An 18,008-nucleotide genomic window follows, 5' to 3' on the forward strand; every position below is an offset into this window, starting at 1 on the left:
GGTTGAGGATTTCTCTCCATGGTACATTTTGTCTTAGACTCTGTTTGATACTGTGGTAAAACAGCAGGAATAAGATAAAAAGACGCTATTGGTAGCATTTTCAACCAGTTTGCCATCAGCAAATTTAGCGGCAGACATCCCGAGCACCTGAGGTGCCGGGAGCGCCCCCCTTTTAGTAGGAGCGACGTGCAGGATGTTTTCGCGACTCATCACAGCAGCTTTATTTTCCGCGCTGAGCCTTTGCGCTCAGGCCGAAGTCATTCAGGACAGCTACGCCTTCTCCGTTCTGGGTGAACCTAAATATTTTTCCAACTTCAGCAACTTCGATTACGTCAATCCGGCTGCGCCGAAAGGCGGCACTATTCGCCTGGCGGCCATTGGCACCTATGACAATTTCAACCGCTACGCCTCGCGCGGCAACCCGGCGGTGCGCAGCGACACTCTTTACGACAGCCTGTTTACCACCTCTAGCGACGAAATCGGCAGCTATTATCCGCTGGTTGCCGACTCCGCGCGCTATGACAGTAACTTCCGCTGGGTCGAAGTCGATATTAACCCACGCGCCCGTTTCCACGACGGCAGCGCCATCACCGCCAGCGACGTGGCGTTCACCTTCAGCAAATTTATGACCGAGGGCGTGCCGCAGTTCCGCGTGGTGTACAAAGGCGCCGAGGTGAAAGCCATTTCACGCCTGACGGTGCGTATCGTCCTGCCGCGCCCAGACAAAGATATGATGCTCGGCCTGCTCGGCTTGCCTATCCTGCCGCAGAAGTTTTGGGAAAAGCATAAGTTTAACGAGCCGCTTTCTACTCCGCCGTTGAGCAGCGGCCCTTATCGCATCAGTGATTACAAACTGGGACAGTTCGTCACCTACTCCCGCGTGCCGGACTACTGGGCGGCCAATTTGCCGGTCAACCGCGGGCGCTATAATTTCGACACCATTCGCTACGACTACTACCTCGACGACAGCATTGCGCTGGAAGCTTTTAAATCCGGCGCTTTCGACTTCCGAATGGAGGCTTCGCCAAAGAACTGGGCGACGCAATATAAAGGCGCCAACTTCAGCAAAAACTACATTGTGAAGCAGGATGACCAGAATCAGGCCGCGCAGGACACCCGCTGGCTGGCCTTCAATATTCAGCGCCCGCAGTTTAGCGATCGTCGGGTGCGCGAGGCGCTAACCCTGGCCTTTGATTTCGAATGGATGAATAAGGCGCTCTACTTCGGCTCGTGGCAGCGCGCTAACAGCTATTTCCAAAATACCGAGTACAGCGCCAGCAACTACCCTAACTCCGCCGAGCTGGCGTGGCTGGCTCCGCTGAAGGGGCAGATTCCCAACGAGGTCTTTAGCAAGCTTTATCACCCACCCAGCTCCGACGGCAGTGGTAATGACCGCAGCAACCTGCTGAAAGCCACTGAGCTGTTAAAACAGGCGGGCTGGGAAGTCAGAAACCAGCAGTTGGTTAACGCCAAGACCGGCAAGCCATTCACCTTTGAATTGCTGCTGCCGGGCGGCGCGAATACACAGTATGCCCTGCCCTTCCAGCATAATCTGGCGCGTTTAGGTATCAAAATGACCCTGCGCGAAGTCGATAATTCACAGTTTATTCGCCGTATTCGCCAACGGGATTTCGACATGGTACCGAGCGTTTACAGCGCGATGCCCTACCCCAGCCCTGACCTGCAAATTATCTGGAACAGCAAATACATTGATTCAAGTTATAACCGCCCCGGCGTGAAAGACCCGGCGGTCGATAAGCTGACAGACGAGATAGCCGCCAACCAAGGCAAGCAGGACGCCCTGCTGGCTCTGGGACACGCGCTGGACCGCGTACTGACGTGGAACATGTATATGATCCCCATGTGGTACAACAACCACCAGCGCTACGCCTACTGGGACAAATTCTCCATGCCATCCATTCAGCCGATGAATGGGCTGGAGCTGGACACTTGGTGGTATGACTTTAACCGCGCTAACCGTTTACCGGCAGAGCGGCGCTAAGGTGGGCCTGTGACATCCTACATCCTGCGCCGCCTGCTGCTGATCATTCCCACCCTGTGGGCGATCATCACCATCAACTTCTTCATTGTGCAAATCGCCCCCGGCGGCCCGGTCGATCAGGCTATTGCCGCCATTCAAATGGGTAAAAGCAGTGGCATCCCCGGCAGCGGCGGTGGCAGCGATCTCGGCAAAGCCTCGCCTGGCGTGGGCCAAGTAGGCGACAGCCAGTATCGCGGCGCGCGCGGGCTGGACCCGGAAGTCATCGCCGAAATTACTCACCGTTTTGGCTTCGACAAGCCGCTGCATGAGCGCTATTTCGACATGCTGTGGAGCTATGTGCGCTTTGATTTCGGCGATAGTCTGTTTCGCGGTTCCAGCGTCATGCAGTTGGTCAGGGACAGCTTGCCGGTGTCGGTCAGCCTTGGCCTGTGGAGTACGCTGATCATCTATCTGGTGTCGATTCCGCTGGGCATTCGCAAAGCGGTGAAAAACGGCACGGCTTTTGATAATTGGAGCAGTTCGCTGATCATCATTGGCTACGCCGTGCCCTCTTTCCTGTTCGCCATTCTGCTGATCGTGCTGTTTACCGGCGGCAGCTACCTCGACTGGTTCCCGCTGCGCGGCCTGACCTCGCCCAATTTCGACCTGCTTCCGTGGTATGGCAAAGTGACCGACTACCTCTGGCACATCACGCTGCCGGTGCTGGCGACGGTGATTGGCGGTTTCGCCACCCTCACCATGCTGACTAAAAACTCCTTTATGGATGAGATCCGCAAGCAGTACGTGGTGACGGCGCGGGCCAAGGGGCTGAGTGAGAAGAAAATTCTTTACCGCCACGTGTTCCGCAACGCCATGCTGCTGGTGATCGCCGGGTTCCCGGCCACCTTTATCAGCATGTTCTTTACCGGCTCACTGCTGATTGAAGTGATGTTCTCGCTGCAAGGGCTGGGCCTGCTGGGCTATGACGCCATTGTGTCGCGCGACTTCCCGGTGATGTTCGGCACGCTGTATATCTTCACGCTCATCGGCCTGTTGCTGAACATTATTAGCGATATCACTTACACGCTGGTTGACCCCCGCATCGACTTTGAGGCCCGCCAATAATGACGCTAAGCCCTCTGAATCAGGCGAGATGGGCGCGTTTTCGCGCCAATAAACGCGGCTACTGGTCGCTGTGGATTTTCCTCACGCTGTTTATCCTTTCGCTACTTTCTAACATTCTTGCCAATGATAAACCCCTGCTGGCGAGCTATCAGGGCCAGCTGACGGTGCCGTTTTTGTTTGATTACAGCGAAACCACTTTTGGCGGCGAGCTGCAAACCCCGACCGACTACCAAGACCCCTTTGTGGTTGGGCAAATCGAGAAACACGGCTGGGCAATCTGGGCGCCTATTCGCCACAGCTTTAACTCGATTAATTTCGCCACCGATCAAACTTTCCCTTCGCCGCCTTCTGCCGACAACTGGCTGGGTACCGACGGCGACGGCCATGACGTGTTGGCGCAACTACTGTACGGCCTGCGTATTTCGCTGTTTTTCGGTATCACGCTGACGGTACTCTCCTCGCTGATTGGCGTGTTAGTGGGCGCGACTCAGGGCTACTACGGCGGGCGCATTGACCTGCTGGGCCAGCGGCTGATTGAAGTCTGGTCGGGGATGCCAACCCTGTTTTTAATCATCATGCTGTCGAGCGTGGTGCAGCCGAACTTCTGGTGGCTGCTGCTAATTAGCGTGCTTTCCGGCTGGATGATTCTGGTTGGCGTGGTGCGCGCTGAGTTTTTGCGCACCCGCAACTTCGACTATATCCGCGCCGCGCAGGCGATGGGGGTCAGTGACCGGATGATTATGCTGCGCCACATGCTGCCGAACGCCATGGTGGCGACGCTGACTTATATGCCCTTTATCCTCTGCGGCTCGATAACCACCCTCACCTCATTGGATTTCCTCGGCTTTGGCCTGCCGCCGGGGTCGCCGTCGCTGGGTAATCTGCTGCTGGCCGGGAAGAACAATTTGCAGGCCCCGTGGCTTGGCATCAGCTCCTTTGTTGCGCTGGCCCTGCTGCTTTCACTGCTGATTTTTATCGGCGAAGCCGTGCGCGATGCCTTTGACCCATCGTCAAAGCCGCAGCCAGTCTCCACCAAGGGCCGCTGATATGAGCCATTCTCCTTTATTAGATATTCAAAACCTCAGCGCGGCCTTCGAGCTGGGCGACACCTCGCGTCAGGTGATAAGCCAAGTTTCGCTGAAGGTTGATCAAGGGGAAACGCTGGCGCTGGTTGGCGAGTCCGGCTCGGGCAAAAGCGTCACCGCGCTGTCGGTGCTGCGCCTGCTGCCTAACGTGACCTATCCCGAGGGAGACATTCTGTTTGCCGGCAAGTCGCTGCTCAATGCTCCTGAAAGCACTCTGCGCAAGGTGCGCGGCAACCAGATTGCGATGATTTTTCAGGAGCCGATGGTTTCACTGAACCCTCTGCACAATATTGAAAAGCAGCTGGCGGAAGTGCTCTCTTTGCATCGGGGAATGGGCCGCGAAGCCGCGCGCGGCGAAATAATCAGCTGTCTCGACCGCGTGGGGATCCGCCAGGCGAAATCTCGCTTAGGGGATTTCCCCCACCAGCTTTCCGGCGGCGAACGCCAGAGGGTGATGATTGCCATGGCGGTGCTCACCCAGCCCAAGCTGCTGATCGCCGATGAGCCGACCACCGCGCTGGACGTCTCGGTGCAGGCGCAGATCCTCAAACTGCTCAACGAACTGAAGCAAGAGCTGAATATGGGGATGCTGTTTATCACCCATAACTTAAACATTGTGCGCCAATTGGCGGATAACGTGGCGGTGATGCAGCACGGCAAGGTGGTGGAAACCCAGCCGCGGGCCCTGCTCTTCAGCCAGCCGCAGCACCCTTACACCCAGCGCCTGCTGCAAGCGGAGCCGCAGGGTCGTCCACGGCCGCTGGATAGCACCCAGCCGGTTCTGTTGGAAGTCAAAGACCTGAGCGTGACCTTTTCCCGTAAACGCGGCTTACTGCGCCGCACGGTCAGCAGCAAGCAGGCGGTGAATAAACTGAGTTTTAGCCTGCGCCGTGGGGAAAGTATTGGCGTGGTGGGTGAATCCGGTTCGGGCAAGAGCACAACAGGGCTGGCCCTGTTGCGACTCATCAGCTCGCAAGGCGAGATCCTGCTCGGCGGCGAGCCGCTGCACCAGTTTACTCGCCGCCAGATGTTGCCTTTTAGAAGCCGGATGCAGGTGGTGTTTCAGGACCCCTTCTCGGCGCTGAACCCGCGCTTCACCGTGGAACAGATTATCGCCGAAGGGCTGTTGGTCCACGGCAAGCTCGACGCCAGGCAGCGTGAACAGCGGGTGATTAAGGTGATGGAAGAGGTGGGGCTGGACGCCGAAACGCGTCATCGCTATCCGGCAGAGTTCTCCGGCGGGCAGCGCCAGCGCATTGCTATCGCCCGCGCGCTGGTGCTCGAGCCGGAAATCTTAATTCTTGATGAGCCAACGTCGTCGCTGGATAAATCGGTACAGGCGCAAATTCTGGCCATTCTCAGCGAGCTGCAACTGCGCCTCGGCCTGTCTTATCTGTTTATCAGCCACGACCTGCGGGTGGTGCGCTCGCTGTGCCACCAACTGATCGTGCTGCGGGACGGGGAAGTCGTGGAACAAGGAGATTGCGAGGCGATTTTCCGTGCGCCAGCACACCCCTATACGCAGGAGTTGCTGTCACTGTCGGCCTTAGAAGATTGAAGCGCGGAAAGTCAGAAAGGGTAAAGCGCGGAGACAGTTTCAGCGATAGCCGCGCCGGTATTTTTCAGTCGGCAGAGGGTGGCGCTTTCATCGTCGCGTTTTACAAACAGGCAGGGCTGGCCGTCGCACTCGACGACAGAGCTTTCCACCTGAATCTCCTGCAAGCATTCGGTCAGATGGTGCATAACCTGCCACGCCACCTCGCCTTCGTGGCTAAGTAGCTTCAGTCCAATCAGGTTGCTGCCCTCTTCGCTACCCGGTAGCGGAATCGGTTCAACCTTGATGCCGTCAAAACCCGTTAACCAACGGTAACTTTGCGGCAAACGATGTACTACCGAAAGTTGGATATTATTCACGAAGATCCCCAGATGATTCACTCATTACTTCATTCACGCAAACGCTGCGTGTATAGCAAGTTATAGCCTTTGAACTCAAAGTGCGCTCGCCGATTCAACAAAATAATTAACATTATTGTAACGTCACGAACACAAAATGTGGGCTAATTGATGATTTTATGTCCAGCTCGTGGTCGTTCTGCGAGCCAGATCTCGTTTTGACCTCTTTGTAACCTTTTTCACCCCATATCTCAACCAATTTAATTCATCGGCGTTACTTTCTTGACTCTATTTTTTTACAATTTAAAAACATCTTTTGTTAAAGAATATCGCACGATTTGTTTTCACCCTTTTTAATTTTAGGATTATTATCCGCACCGTTTTTACTGCTTTATGTTTTAACTGCTTTCCCTTTCCTGAGCCCGCTTGGCTCATATTCCAATACCAGCGAGAATTGAAATGGATAATGATCCGTCAATGATTGATAACAATGCGCCCGAAAATGGTACCGGTTTCAGTCGCCGTGACCTGATTAAAGGGCTCACCTCTGCGATGGTGGCCACCACCTTACTCGGTTTTCCGTTCCTGACTCAGGCGGAAAAAGCCACGGCAGAAGCCTCCCCGGTAATTTTTGGTCAGTTCTACCTTGTCTCTCAAGCCGTCACTGAGCATAAGAATCTCAGCGAAGGGGCCTCAGCCCAAATTTTCAACGCGCTGTTCCGCGGACAGCCCGACTTCCCTTTGCAGGTCAGTAAGCTACATGCTCTGGTTAACAGCAATCAGACAGCAAAACAGCTGCAAGCGTTAGCCAAACAGCAAGGTCTGGGCGATCTGGTGACTAACATCGTCACCGCGTGGTACACCGGCTCGGTCGGACATGGTACCGATTCCATCTTAATCTCTTATAAAGACGCGCTGATGTACCGCCCGGTGAGTGATGGCCTGATTGTGCCAACTTACTGCGGCAACGGTCCGCTGTGGTTCACCGCCGCGCCGCCAGCCGCCGCCATGCCCGAGGCGATGAGTGCCGACCGTTTCGGCCCGGCTACAGATACCAACCAAGTGAGTAAATCCTGATGAAAAAACCTGAATTTATGGCGAACGGCGATGCGTCCGCTGATGTGATTGTGGTCGGTTCTGGCGTAGTTGGCGGCATGATTGCCGATCAGCTGGTCAGTCAGGGTTACTCGGTGCTGGTGCTGGAAGCCGGTTTGCGCATTGAGCGCGCTCAGGCGGTAGAAAACTGGCGCAACATGCCGTTTGAAAACCGCGCTGGCTCTGACTATCAGGGGCTTTACCCGCAGTCGGAAAACGCCCCGGCCCCGCTCTACTTCCCAGAAAACAACTATGTGCATCTGACAGGCCCGAGCGCCAGCAGCTTTAAACAGGGCTATCTGCGCACCGTCGGCGGCACCACCTGGCACTGGGCAGCCTCCTGTTGGAGACACGTACCGAACGATTTCAAAATGAAAACGCTGTACGGCGTTGGCCGCGACTGGCCGATCTCCTATGACGAGTTGGAGCCTTACTACTGCCGCGCGGAAGAAGAGATTGGCGTTGCCGGGCCAAACGACCCCGAGCTGCAATCCCCTTCCGAGCGCAGCAAGCCCTACCCGATGGAGCAGGTGCCTTACGGCTATGGCGACACCCGTTTTGCCGAATTGGTGAACCCGCACGGTTATCGCTCAGTGCCCATCCCCCAGGGCCGCAGCACCCGTCCGTGGAATGGCCGCCCAACCTGCTGTGGCAACAATAACTGCCAGCCAATCTGCCCAATCGGCGCCATGTATAACGGCATCGCCCACGTCGAACGCGCCGAAAACAAAGGTGCAGTGGTGCTAGCCGAGGCGGTGGTTTACAAAATCGACACCGACGAAAACAACAATGTCACCGCCGTTCACTGGCTGGACAACAAAAAGCAGTCGCATAAAGCCACCGGCAAAGTGTTCGCACTGGCCTGTAACGGCATTGAAACCCCGCGCCTGCTGCTGATGGCGGCTAATGAGAAGAACCCGAACGGCATCGCCAACTCGTCCGATCACGTCGGCCGTAACATGATGGACCACTCGGGCTTCCACTGTACCTTCATCGCCCAAGAGCCGCTGTGGATTGGCCGCGGCCCGGCGCAGAGCAGCTGCCTGGTTGGCCCGCGCGACGGCGAGTTCCGCAAGGAATACTCCGCCAACAAGATGATCCTCAACAACATCAACCGGGTGATCCCGGCGACCTCCAAAGCCCTGCAAATGGGTCTGGTGGGTAAAGAGCTGGACGAAGAGATCCGCCGCCGCGCCATCTATGGCGTGGACCTGTCCATCAGCCTTGAGCCACTGCCAGACCCGAATAACCGCCTGACGCTGAGCAAAACCCGTAAAGATCCCCACGGCCTGCCGTGCCCGGATATTCATTACGACGTCGGCGATTATGTGCGTAAAGGCGCAGAGGCCGCGCACAAGCAGCTGGAGCACATTGGTCAGCTGTTTATGGCCGATGAGTTCAACATCACCACCAGCCTTAATGCCAACAACCACATCATGGGCGGCACCATTATGGGCAGCGACCCGAAAGATTCCGTGGTCGACGGCAACTGCCGCACTCACGACCACGCCAACCTGTGGTTGCCGGGCGGCGGCGCGATCCCTTCCTCCAGCGTGGTCAACAGTACCCTGACCATGGCGGCACTGGGCCTGAAAGCGGCGGATGATATGGCGAAGAAACTGGCAGGTGCGGCATGAAAATAACGCTTCTGAAGGGCATCAGCCTCGCGCTGTTCGGCCTTGCTTTGAATGGCGCGGCACAGGCCGAGCTGTCACAGGCTGAATGGGCGCAGCAGGGTAAAATGGTCGCCAGCGCGGCTGACTGTCAGGCTTGCCACACCAATCCGGGCGGCCAGCCTTTCGCCGGGGGATATCCGATCCACTCGCCGATGGGCACCATTTTCACCACCAACATCACGCCGTCCAAGCAGTTTGGTATCGGCAATTACACTGAGGAGCAGTTTGCTCGCGCGGTGCGCCAAGGGGTACGCCCGGATGGCAAAAACCTGTACCCGGCCATGCCTTACACCTCTTACAGCCACATGAGCGATGAAGACATCAAAGCCATGTATGTCTACTTCCAGACGCAGGTCAAACCGGTCGAAAGCCCGACGCAGGAGACGGCGCTACCCTTCCCATTCAATATGCGGATTGCCATGGCAGGCTGGAACTTGATGTACCTCGACAGTACGCCGTTTAAACCGGATGCCAGCAAAAGCGCCGAGTGGAATCGCGGCGCTTATCTGGTCAACGGTGCCGGGCACTGCGACACCTGCCACACCCCGCGTAACCTGATGATGGGTTCGGTGACCGATAAGCCATTGGCTGGCGGCATGGTCGGGCCTTGGTATGCGCCAAATATCAGTTCAGATCCGGTGAGCGGAATTGGTAACTGGACCCAGGCTGAGCTGGTGGAATACATGAAAACCGGCCGCGCTAATGGCAAGAATCAGGCCGCTGGCCCGATGGCAGAAGCCGTCGAAAATAGCCTGCAATACCTGCCTGACTCCGACCTGAACGCCATTGCCTTCTACCTCAAGAACAGCCCTCCGGTGCGCGATCCTGAGGATAAGCAGTCTGCCGATACCTTTGGTAAAGCCTTTAACGTCGAGGAAGGTTTGCGCGGCGCGCATCCGGCCAACGCCAATGGCACCATTGATAGCGGCGCGGCGCTGTTCAGCGGCTACTGCGCCAGCTGCCACCAGCCGGACGGCTCAGGCAGCAAAAATCAGGCTTATCCATCGCTGTATAACAATACCGCGACCGGGCTGGGTAATGCGTCTAACCTGATTTCAGCCATTCTGTACGGTGTCGATCGCAACGTCGGCGGCCACCACGTGCTGATGCCAAAATTTGGCGAAGGCTCTTATGTCGGCCAGCTTAACGACCAGCAAATCGCGGATATCTCCAACTATGTGCTGACCCACTACGGCAACGCGGCGATTCAGGTGAATGCCCATGACGTCGCGGTGTTACGCGCTGGTGGGCCAATCACCCTTCTCGCCAAGTTGCAGCCTTATATGGCTCCGGCGATGGTGGCTGGCGTGGTTATCTTATTAGTGCTGATTTTCTGGCTGGGAAGACGGCGTACTAACGCCTGATTGAGAGGAAATCAACACCCGGCGCTCTGCCGGGTGTTTTCATTTTAAGCTTGGTGCAGACTAGCCGCGCCCGACCAGCGGCATGGCCGACGCCATAATGGTCATGGTGAGCACGTTGGTGTCCAGCGGCAGTCCGGCCATAAAGGCCACGGCTTCCCCCACTCTCTCTACCGGAATTACCGGCTCTTCGGCAATCTCGCCGTTGGCCTGCATTCTGCCCGCCAGCGCCAAATTGCCCATATCCGTCGAAGCATTGCCAATGTCGATTTGCCCACAGGTAATGTTGAAGGCGCGGCCATCCAGCGCCGTCGATTTGGTCAAGCCGGTGATGGCGTGCTTGCTGGCGGTATAAGGGGCTGAGTTCGGCCGCGGGGACTGAGCTGAAATCGAACCATTATTAATGATTCTGCCCCCCATCGGGCTTTGCTGTTTCATCAATCCCACCGCGGCGCGGGTGCATAAGAACGCGCCGGTCAGGTTGGTGTTGATCACCGACAACCACTCCTGCACCGGCAACTGCTCGATGGGCAGGTCTTTGGCATTGGTACCCGCGTTGTTAAACAGCAGGTCCAGTCGGCCAAAAGTGGCGTGAATATCGGCAAACAGCGCGTCGACAGACTCCGGGCTGGTGACGTCCAGCTGGCGCGCAATCGCCTTCCCCGACGGCAGCTCCACCAGCGCCTGTTCCAGCTTCTGCGGGTTGCGCCCGGTGATGATCACCGTGAAGCCCACATTGGTCAGCGCTTTTGCCGCGTTCAACCCGATACCACTGCCACCGCCGGTCACTAAGGCTATTTTGGTCATGCTCAATCCTTTTAATTCAATGCCCGTTTACACGGCAGCCAGCATGCCACCGTCAATAAAGAGTAGATGCCCATTGACGAAATCGGAGGCTTTGGATGACAGATATACCGCGCCGCCGATCAGCTCTTCCGGGTTGCCCCAGCGGGCGGCCGGCGTGCGTTTACACAGCCAGTCGGAGAACTCTTTGTTATCCACCAGCGCCTGGGTCATATCGGTTTTGAAGTAGCCCGGCGCGATGCCGTTGACCTGAATATTGTAGCGGGCCAGCTCGACGCACATGCCGCGGGTCAACATCTTCACCGCCCCTTTCGACGCGGCGTAAGGAGTGATGGTGTCGCGGCCAAGTTCACTCTGCATTGAGCCAATGTTGATGATTTTGCCGCGTTCGCGTTTCACCATGTAACGCGCCACGGCCTGTGACACCAGAAACACGGATTTTTGGTTAACCGCCACGATGTCGTCCCAATCTTTCTCAGGGAATTCGGTAAATTTGTGGCGGCGCTGGATACCGGCGTTGTTAACCAAAACGTCAATCGGGCCGATTTCACTTTCAATCTGGTCAATAGCGGCGTTCACCGCTTTGCTGTTGGTGACGTCAAACGAGATGGCGTGAGCAATAAAACCTTCGCCGCGCAGCGCCTCGGCCGCCTTTTCGGTGGTGTCTTGCGAGGTGCCGTTGACGATAATTTCTGCGCCGTGCTGCGCCAGCCCTTTCGCCAGCAGGAAGCCAATACCGCGCGTTGAGCCGGTGACCAGAATTCTTTTATTATCGAGGGAGAACAGGTTTGTCATGATGGCGTCCGTCTAAAAATAAGCTGTAAAAGTGAGGAATTCGATATGTCACACTTAAACGGTTTATCGGCGGGCAAACTGTGACGCAGATCACTGTGCTCCGTGTTAACAAACTCTGTTACCACAAGCGTGATCGCTATCATTTTGCTAACATGTTTCCTGCATAATCATGCTTCTTTCTTCTTACAGGACCCTGCACGGATGAGAAACCAGCGCGTCACCTTGCAAGATATCGCGTTACTCGCCGATGTAACCAAAATGACCGTCAGCCGTTTTTTGCGTACCCCTGAGAAGGTGTCGCCCGAGACGCGCGATCGCATTGCTAAAGTCATGGAAGAGGTGGGCTACCCGCTGGAAGATGTCGAACGACCGCAAAAAACGCCACGCATTGGCATTCTGGTGCCCTCTTTTAATAATCAGATTTTCTCCGATTTGCTGGCAGGCATCGAATCTGTCACTTCGCAGCAGGGCTATCAGACGCTGGTAGTGAACTATGAGTACAGCAAAGAACGGGAAGAAGAGCATATTATCAATCTGCTGACCTACCAGCTGGCGGGGCTGATTCTGACTGACTCCGTTCACACCCTGAAAGCTGACAAATACCTGAATGCCGCCGCCATTCCTATCGCGCAGGTGATGGACCTTGATGACACTCATGGCCGTATCGCGGTGGGTTTCGACAACTTTAAGGCCGGGTATGATATGGCTAACACCCTGCTGGCGAGCGGCAAGCAGCAGGTGGTCTATTTCGGCTCGATGTCCGACGCGCGTGATAAAAAGCGCTATCAGGGTTACAGCTTGGCGATGCAAGAACACGGGCTGGAGCCAATGCACATCACGCCGAACCGGGTGTCATCGGTGTCAATTGGCGCGGGCATGTTAGCGCTGGCGCAGCAGCTCTACCCTGAGGTTAACGCGGTGTTATGTACCAACGATGATATCGCGGTGGGCGTGTTACAAGAGTGCCTGAAACAGGGGATCAAAATCCCCGAGCAGATGGCAATTTCCGGCTTCCACGGTCTGGATATTGGCCTCGCCACCACCCCGCTGCTGGCGAGTGTGATCACCCCGCGTTTTGAAATGGGCAAAGTGGCAGCGGAGATATTACTGAAAAAAATCAAAAACCTGCCGACTATTGAACGCGTCGACCTGCATTACCGCATCTCCCTCGGCGGCACCATTTAACTCCCCTTTATCCTCCCCTCGCCGGGGAGTAACCCAGATCACGTTACCAGTAACATCCTTTTTTAACATGATCCAACGTGACCTCAGTCACAAAATAGTTTCCTGAAAATGCTTTTATTAGGGCATCAACTGAGAAGTGCAGTGTCACTTTAAAGATAATCCGAATAGCAGCAGGTAACTGACATGACTTCACTGAATAAAGCGCGGGTATTAATTCTGGCTCCGGTAATGGACAGCCTGACTGAAAAACTGGAACAACAGTTTTCAGTTGAGAAATATTTTGAACAGGATGATCCGCACTCATTTCTGGCCAATAAAGGGAAAGGCATTGTCGGCTTAGTCACGCGCGGGGATTTCGGCGCAAAAAATAGCGTGCTGGAATTACTGCCGGACTTAAAGGTTATTTCGGTATTTGGCGTCGGCACCGATGCCATTGATTTAGACTACACCGCCGATAAAAATATCCACGTCGACATTACCGAAGGGGTATTAACCGACGACGTCGCCGATATGGCGCTGGCATTATTACTCGCCACTTCGCGCAATATTTGTCAGGCCGACCAATTTGTCCGCGAGGGTAAATGGCAAAACGGCGGTTTCCCATTATCCAGCAAAGTCAGCGGCAAACGGGTGGGCATTTTCGGCATGGGTCAGATTGGTCAAGCCATTGCCCGCCGCGCGCTGGGCTTCGACATGACCGTGGCTTACGCCAGCAACCACAAAAAGCCCGAGTTACCTTACACCTTCTACCCGGACGTTAAGCAGCTGGCAGCCGAAAGCGATGTGTTAATTATCGCCGTTTCTGGTGGGCCAAAATCAGCCGGAATTATCGATAAATCGGTATTTAACGCCCTGCCAAACAGCGCGCTGGTGATCAATATTTCTCGCGGCAGCGTGATTAACCAAGGCGATTTAATTCAGGCATTAAAAGATAAACAAATCGCTGGGGCGGGTTTGGACGTATTTGCCGAAGAACCTCAAGTTCCACAGGAATTAATTGCCATGAACAATGTGGTATTACAGCCGCATTTGGGCAGCGCAACCCATGAAACACGTCAGGCAATGAGTGAGAAAGTCCTGAGCAACTTACATAAACATCTGGATTAGAAATATTGCTCCCACCCCATGACCTTAAAAAAAGGCGTTATTAAAAGCGCTTTATATAAGAACTGATGGACCCTTTGCCGGTGATGTAAATCACCGGTAGAGATTCCCTGTATAACCGAGGTGTTAACGATGGATAATAAAATCCCTAAAGCCCGTTGGTTACGCGTCATCACACCAATATTAATCGCCTGTATTATCTCCTTTATGGACCGGGTGAATATTAGTTTTGCGATGCCCGGCGGCATGGATGCTGAATTAGGTATTACCGCCTCGATGGCCGGTCTTGCGGCAGGTATTTTCTTCATTGGTTATCTGTTCTTACAGGTGCCCGGCGGCAGCATTGCGGTTCACGGCAGCGGCCGTAAATTTATTGCCTGGTCACTGGTGGCCTGGGCGGTAATTTCTGTGCTGACCGGCATGGTCACCAACCAATATCAACTGCTGTTCCTGCGCTTCGCGCTGGGTGTCTCCGAAGGTGGGATGCTGCCGGTGGTCCTGACCATGGTCAGCAACTGGTTCCCGGACAAAGAGCGCGGGCGCGCAAACGCCTATGTGCTGATGTTCGCCCCGCTCGGCGGCATGATCACCGCCCCGCTCTCCGGCCTGATTATTGACGCCCTCGACTGGCGCTGGTTGTTTATCATCGAAGGTGGTCTGTCGCTGGCGGTAATGCTGTTCTGGTGGTTCACCATCAGTGACCGCCCGGAAGAAGCCAAATGGCTGTCCGAGCGCGAACGCGATTATCTGGTGACAGAGCTGAATCGCGAGCGCGAAGCCCTGCGCGCCTTGGCCCCGGTGCAGCGCGCGCCGCTGAAAGAGGTGTTCCTCAACGGCTCGATTCGCAAACTGATCATCATTAACTTCTTCTACCAGAGCGGGATTTACGGCTACACCCTGTGGTTGCCAACCATCTTGAAAAACCTGACCGGCGGCGACATGAGCTCGGTGGGCATGCTGGCAATCATCCCTTACGTCTGCACCATGCTGGGTATTTTGACCATGTCGGTATTCTCCGACAAAACCGGCAAACGCCGCCTGTTTATTGTGCTGCCTCTGTGTGGCTTCGCCGCCTGTCTGGCCGCGTCGGTGATGGCTAGCGGCAATATCTGGGTTTCCTACGGGTTCTTGGTCGGCAGCGGGTTCTTCCTGCAGGCCGCCACCAGCGCCTTCTGGACCATCCCGAGCAAGGTCACCACGCCAGAAGTGGCGGGCAGCGCGCGCGGCGTGATCAACGGTCTGGGTAATCTCGGCGGCTTCTGCGGCCCTTATCTGGTGGGCGTGCTGGTGGGCTTGTATGGTCAAAGCACGGCGATTTACGCGCTGGTTGCCTCACTGCTGATTGCGGCGCTGGTGACCATGACGCTGCCGAAAGAGTGCGATATGGCGCTGGTTCCCGGCGCTCGCGCCAAGGCGATGGCGGATGACTACGCGCGGGCCAAAGCCTCGCGTAAAAGCCAGAGCGTGAATGCGCAGATTGCAGGATAAAACGAGGAGTTGGCTCCCTGCCCTAGATTGGTAGGGAGCCAGAGGAAGTGACTTAAGACTCTTTCGCCACGGCCGCTTTTAGCGGCCGACTTGCATATAAGTACAGCATCATGGCGATAGCCACGCAGAACGCCATACTGATGGTCATCGGCCAGGCGCTGTGCGCAGGCACCATCGCCAGCAGCGCGGTGATTAACGCCCCGGTGCCGAAACGCAGGGTTCCCGCCAGAGAGGCCGCCGTGCCCGCCATGTGAGGGAAATCATCCATAATCACCGCCATCGCATTCGACGTGACCATGGCGATAACCCCGACATACCCCGCCACGCCGATAACCAGCGTCCAGAATGGCAGATTGAAGATGCACACAATCACCAGCCACAGCCCCATCACGAACTGCACCATCAGCCCAAAGCGGAACATCCACTCCGCCCCTTTGCGGCGAACATAGCGGCCGTTGATCACCGTCAGGATCACCAGCGCCACCACGTTTAAGGCGAAGTAGAAACCAAAGTTCTGTGGAGAAACGCCGTTCAGCTCGATATAGACAAAAGGCCCGGCGCTAAGGAAGGAGAACATCCCGGCGAAGGAGAAGCCGCTCGCCAGCATATAGCTCAGCACGCGCTTGTGACGGAACAGCGAGGCGAAGTTGCCGAGGCTGGTGCGCAGGCGGAATTTCTGCCGACGCTCAACCGGCAGCGTCTCTTTGATATAGACCCCCACCAGCGTCGCGGCGATCAGCGCGGCAATCGCCATCGCCCAGAAAATCGCGTGCCAGCTAAACACCACCATCAGCAAGCCACCCAGCATAGGCGCCAGCAGCGGAGCGACAGTCATCACCAGCACCACGAAAGACATCATTCGGGAGAACTCGTCTTTGGTGAACATGTCGCGCATCAGAGCGTTGATCACCACGCTCGCCGCCGCAGCCGACAGGCCGTGCAGGAAACGCATATGGACCAGTTGCTCAATCGACTGCGCCATTGCGCAGGCCGCTGCCGCTAATGCGAAGACCAGCACGCCCCAGAAGATAACCGGCTTGCGGCCAAGGCTGTCTGCCATCGGACCGTAGAAAAGCTGCCCAACGGCAAAGCCCAGCGTGTAGGCGCTGAGGGTCATTTGCACACTGCCCGCGGGCACGCCAAACTCTTTGGCAATGACAGGCATACTTGGCAAATACATGTCGATAGCCAGCGGCATCAACATCGACAGCAATCCCAAAATGAAGATCAAACCCACATGGGATACCCGTTTCTCTTCCACGTTCACCTGCTCCTTTTCACGACATAAAAATCATTAATTATCAGAGCCAAATCCTAAATCATTCGTGTTGCAACAAGGCGGCAACCGAGTGAATCCCCGGGAGCTTACATCAGTAAGTGACCGGGGTGAGCAAGGGCAGCCAACGCCGTTGCAGCGCGAAGGATGACGGGTTTATCGGCCAGGAACGTCTACGCTGGCTATCTCTGCTTCTGTTAATGGACGGTATTCGCCCGGCTCCAGATCTTCATCCAACACGATGTCGCCAATGCGTTCGCGGTGCAGTTCCACCACGCGGTTACCCACGGCGGCAAACATGCGTTTTACCTGATGATAGCGGCCTTCGCTGATGGTCAGGCGCACGACGCACTCTTCCAACTGCTCCAGCACGGCTGGCTTGGTCAGCGACTCTTCGTTGTGCAATTGCACACCGACGGTGAACTGCGCGGCGGTATCCTCGCCCAGCGGCTGTTCGAGGGTCACCAGATAGGTTTTCTCGCAATGATGTTTCGGAGAGGTAATGCGGTGCGACCACTGGCCGTCGTCGGTCATTAAGACCAGACCTGTGGTATCGATATCCAGACGCCCTGCGGCATGCAGCTTGTAGGCCACCGGCTCTTCGAGGAAGTAGAGCACCGTCGGGTGATCGGGGTCATCGGTTGAGCACACATAGCCCTGCGGCTTGTTGAGCATAAAGTAGCGAGGACCAGTGATCTGCTCGAGCACGTTGCCGTCGAATTCGACGCGCTGCTGGGGGTCCAGCTTTAGCGAGCCGGTTTTGACGATCTCGCCGTCCACGGTCACGCGTTTGTTACGAAGTTCGCGCAGCGCGATTGCGCGGCTTACACCCAGCTGCTGGGCTAAAAATTTATCGAGACGCATTGAATCTGCCTAACCTTTTTTGGCGACCTCGCGGGCCGCTCTACTGATAAAATACAACACCCCGCCGCTACCAAAAGGCCGCTGACAGGGTTGAGAGTTATTCGGTACGTATCTTTGCAAAGCGTTAGTCACCGCAGAGCGTGACCAGAATTACGCGGGGGCAGCCGGGCTGCCGATGTGAACATTCAGTATAGCCGTGCTTGCCGCATCATCATAGAACCTTATCAATGAGAAAAAAAAAGACGGCACGCAGAGATAATCGCCATCAATGCCAAA

General features: G+C 55.9%; 15 protein-coding genes. 10 read left to right on the forward strand and 5 right to left on the reverse strand.

Annotated elements, in window-relative coordinates:
• Window positions 1-193 precede the first annotated feature (193 nt).
• The 4 genes from ACT3RT_RS02765 to yejF are packed head-to-tail and all read left to right on the forward strand — an operon-like array spanning window position 194 to window position 5,749.
• Window positions 194-2,002 (forward strand): extracellular solute-binding protein, encoded by a 1,809-nt coding sequence (locus ACT3RT_RS02765; protein WP_496202460.1) that lies wholly within the window; start codon window positions 194-196, stop codon window positions 2,000-2,002.
• A gap of 9 nt (window positions 2,003-2,011) precedes the next feature.
• Window positions 2,012-3,106, forward strand: coding sequence for a microcin C ABC transporter permease YejB (locus ACT3RT_RS02770; RefSeq protein WP_353502721.1), 1,095 nt, complete (start codon window positions 2,012-2,014; stop codon window positions 3,104-3,106).
• Window positions 3,106-4,152, forward strand: a complete 1,047-nt coding sequence (locus ACT3RT_RS02775; protein ID WP_496199913.1) for an ABC transporter permease — start codon at window positions 3,106-3,108, stop codon at window positions 4,150-4,152. Before ACT3RT_RS02770 ends, ACT3RT_RS02775 begins: the two co-directional genes overlap by 1 nt.
• A gap of 1 nt (window position 4,153) precedes the next feature.
• Window positions 4,154-5,749, forward strand: coding sequence for a microcin C ABC transporter ATP-binding protein YejF (gene yejF, locus ACT3RT_RS02780; RefSeq protein ID WP_496202461.1), 1,596 nt, complete (start codon window positions 4,154-4,156; stop codon window positions 5,747-5,749).
• A gap of 11 nt (window positions 5,750-5,760) precedes the next feature.
• Here the strand turns inward: yejF and ACT3RT_RS02785 are convergent, their stop codons facing one another.
• Window positions 5,761-6,105 carry a YejG family protein gene (locus ACT3RT_RS02785; protein ID WP_034791642.1) on the reverse strand — a complete coding sequence of 115 codons (345 nt, stop codon included), beginning with the start codon at window positions 6,103-6,105 and terminating at the stop codon, window positions 5,761-5,763.
• A 438-nt stretch (window positions 6,106-6,543) separates the two neighbouring features.
• On the opposite strand from ACT3RT_RS02785, the gene ACT3RT_RS02790 reads away from it, so the two are divergent.
• The 3 genes from ACT3RT_RS02790 to ACT3RT_RS02800 are packed head-to-tail and all read left to right on the forward strand — an operon-like array spanning window position 6,544 to window position 10,219.
• Window positions 6,544-7,161, forward strand: a complete 618-nt coding sequence (locus ACT3RT_RS02790; protein ID WP_496202462.1) for a sorbitol dehydrogenase family protein — start codon at window positions 6,544-6,546, stop codon at window positions 7,159-7,161.
• Window positions 7,161-8,816, forward strand: a complete 1,656-nt coding sequence (locus ACT3RT_RS02795; RefSeq protein WP_496202463.1) for a GMC family oxidoreductase — start codon at window positions 7,161-7,163, stop codon at window positions 8,814-8,816. Before ACT3RT_RS02790 ends, ACT3RT_RS02795 begins: the two co-directional genes overlap by 1 nt.
• Complete coding sequence (locus tag ACT3RT_RS02800; RefSeq protein ID WP_485901342.1) at window positions 8,813-10,219, forward strand: c-type cytochrome; 1,407 nt, start codon at window positions 8,813-8,815, stop codon at window positions 10,217-10,219. Before ACT3RT_RS02795 ends, ACT3RT_RS02800 begins: the two co-directional genes overlap by 4 nt.
• Before the next feature lie 60 nt (window positions 10,220-10,279).
• Here ACT3RT_RS02800 and ACT3RT_RS02805 read toward each other — a convergent pair whose 3' ends face one another.
• On the reverse strand, window positions 10,280-11,023 hold the full coding sequence (locus ACT3RT_RS02805; protein WP_485901344.1) for an SDR family oxidoreductase: 744 nt from the start codon (window positions 11,021-11,023) through the stop codon (window positions 10,280-10,282).
• Window positions 11,024-11,050: 27 nt separating this feature from the next.
• Entirely contained in the window at window positions 11,051-11,815 is a 765-nt protein-coding gene (gene idnO, locus ACT3RT_RS02810; protein ID WP_396132447.1) for a gluconate 5-dehydrogenase, read from the reverse strand.
• 201 nt (window positions 11,816-12,016) lie between these two features.
• Between idnO and ACT3RT_RS02815 the strand changes: the two genes are divergently transcribed.
• The 3 genes from ACT3RT_RS02815 to ACT3RT_RS02825 all read left to right on the forward strand — a co-directional run bounded on the left by ACT3RT_RS02815 (window position 12,017) and on the right by ACT3RT_RS02825 (window position 15,592).
• On the forward strand, window positions 12,017-13,000 hold the full coding sequence (locus ACT3RT_RS02815) for a LacI family DNA-binding transcriptional regulator (protein ID WP_100935042.1): 984 nt from the start codon (window positions 12,017-12,019) through the stop codon (window positions 12,998-13,000).
• 183 nt (window positions 13,001-13,183) lie between these two features.
• On the forward strand, window positions 13,184-14,107 hold the full coding sequence (locus ACT3RT_RS02820; RefSeq protein ID WP_485901348.1) for a 2-hydroxyacid dehydrogenase: 924 nt from the start codon (window positions 13,184-13,186) through the stop codon (window positions 14,105-14,107).
• A gap of 129 nt (window positions 14,108-14,236) precedes the next feature.
• A complete protein-coding gene (locus ACT3RT_RS02825) occupies window positions 14,237-15,592 on the forward strand; it encodes an MFS transporter (protein WP_185689685.1) in 1,356 nt (451 codons plus the stop codon).
• Between the two features lie 52 nt (window positions 15,593-15,644).
• Here the strand turns inward: ACT3RT_RS02825 and ACT3RT_RS02830 are convergent, their stop codons facing one another.
• Window positions 15,645-16,853: a Bcr/CflA family multidrug efflux MFS transporter gene (locus tag ACT3RT_RS02830; RefSeq protein WP_353502728.1), complete on the reverse strand. Its 1,209-nt coding sequence runs from the start codon at window positions 16,851-16,853 to the stop codon at window positions 15,645-15,647.
• A 171-nt stretch (window positions 16,854-17,024) separates the two neighbouring features.
• Window positions 17,025-17,732: a 16S rRNA pseudouridine(516) synthase RsuA gene (rsuA, locus tag ACT3RT_RS02835; protein WP_496202464.1), complete on the reverse strand. Its 708-nt coding sequence runs from the start codon at window positions 17,730-17,732 to the stop codon at window positions 17,025-17,027.
• Window positions 17,733-18,008 lie beyond the last annotated feature (276 nt).

The organism is Ewingella sp. AOP9-I1-14 (assembly GCF_052375995.1).
In the GTDB taxonomy this organism is placed as follows: domain Bacteria; phylum Pseudomonadota; class Gammaproteobacteria; order Enterobacterales; family Enterobacteriaceae; genus Ewingella; species Ewingella allii.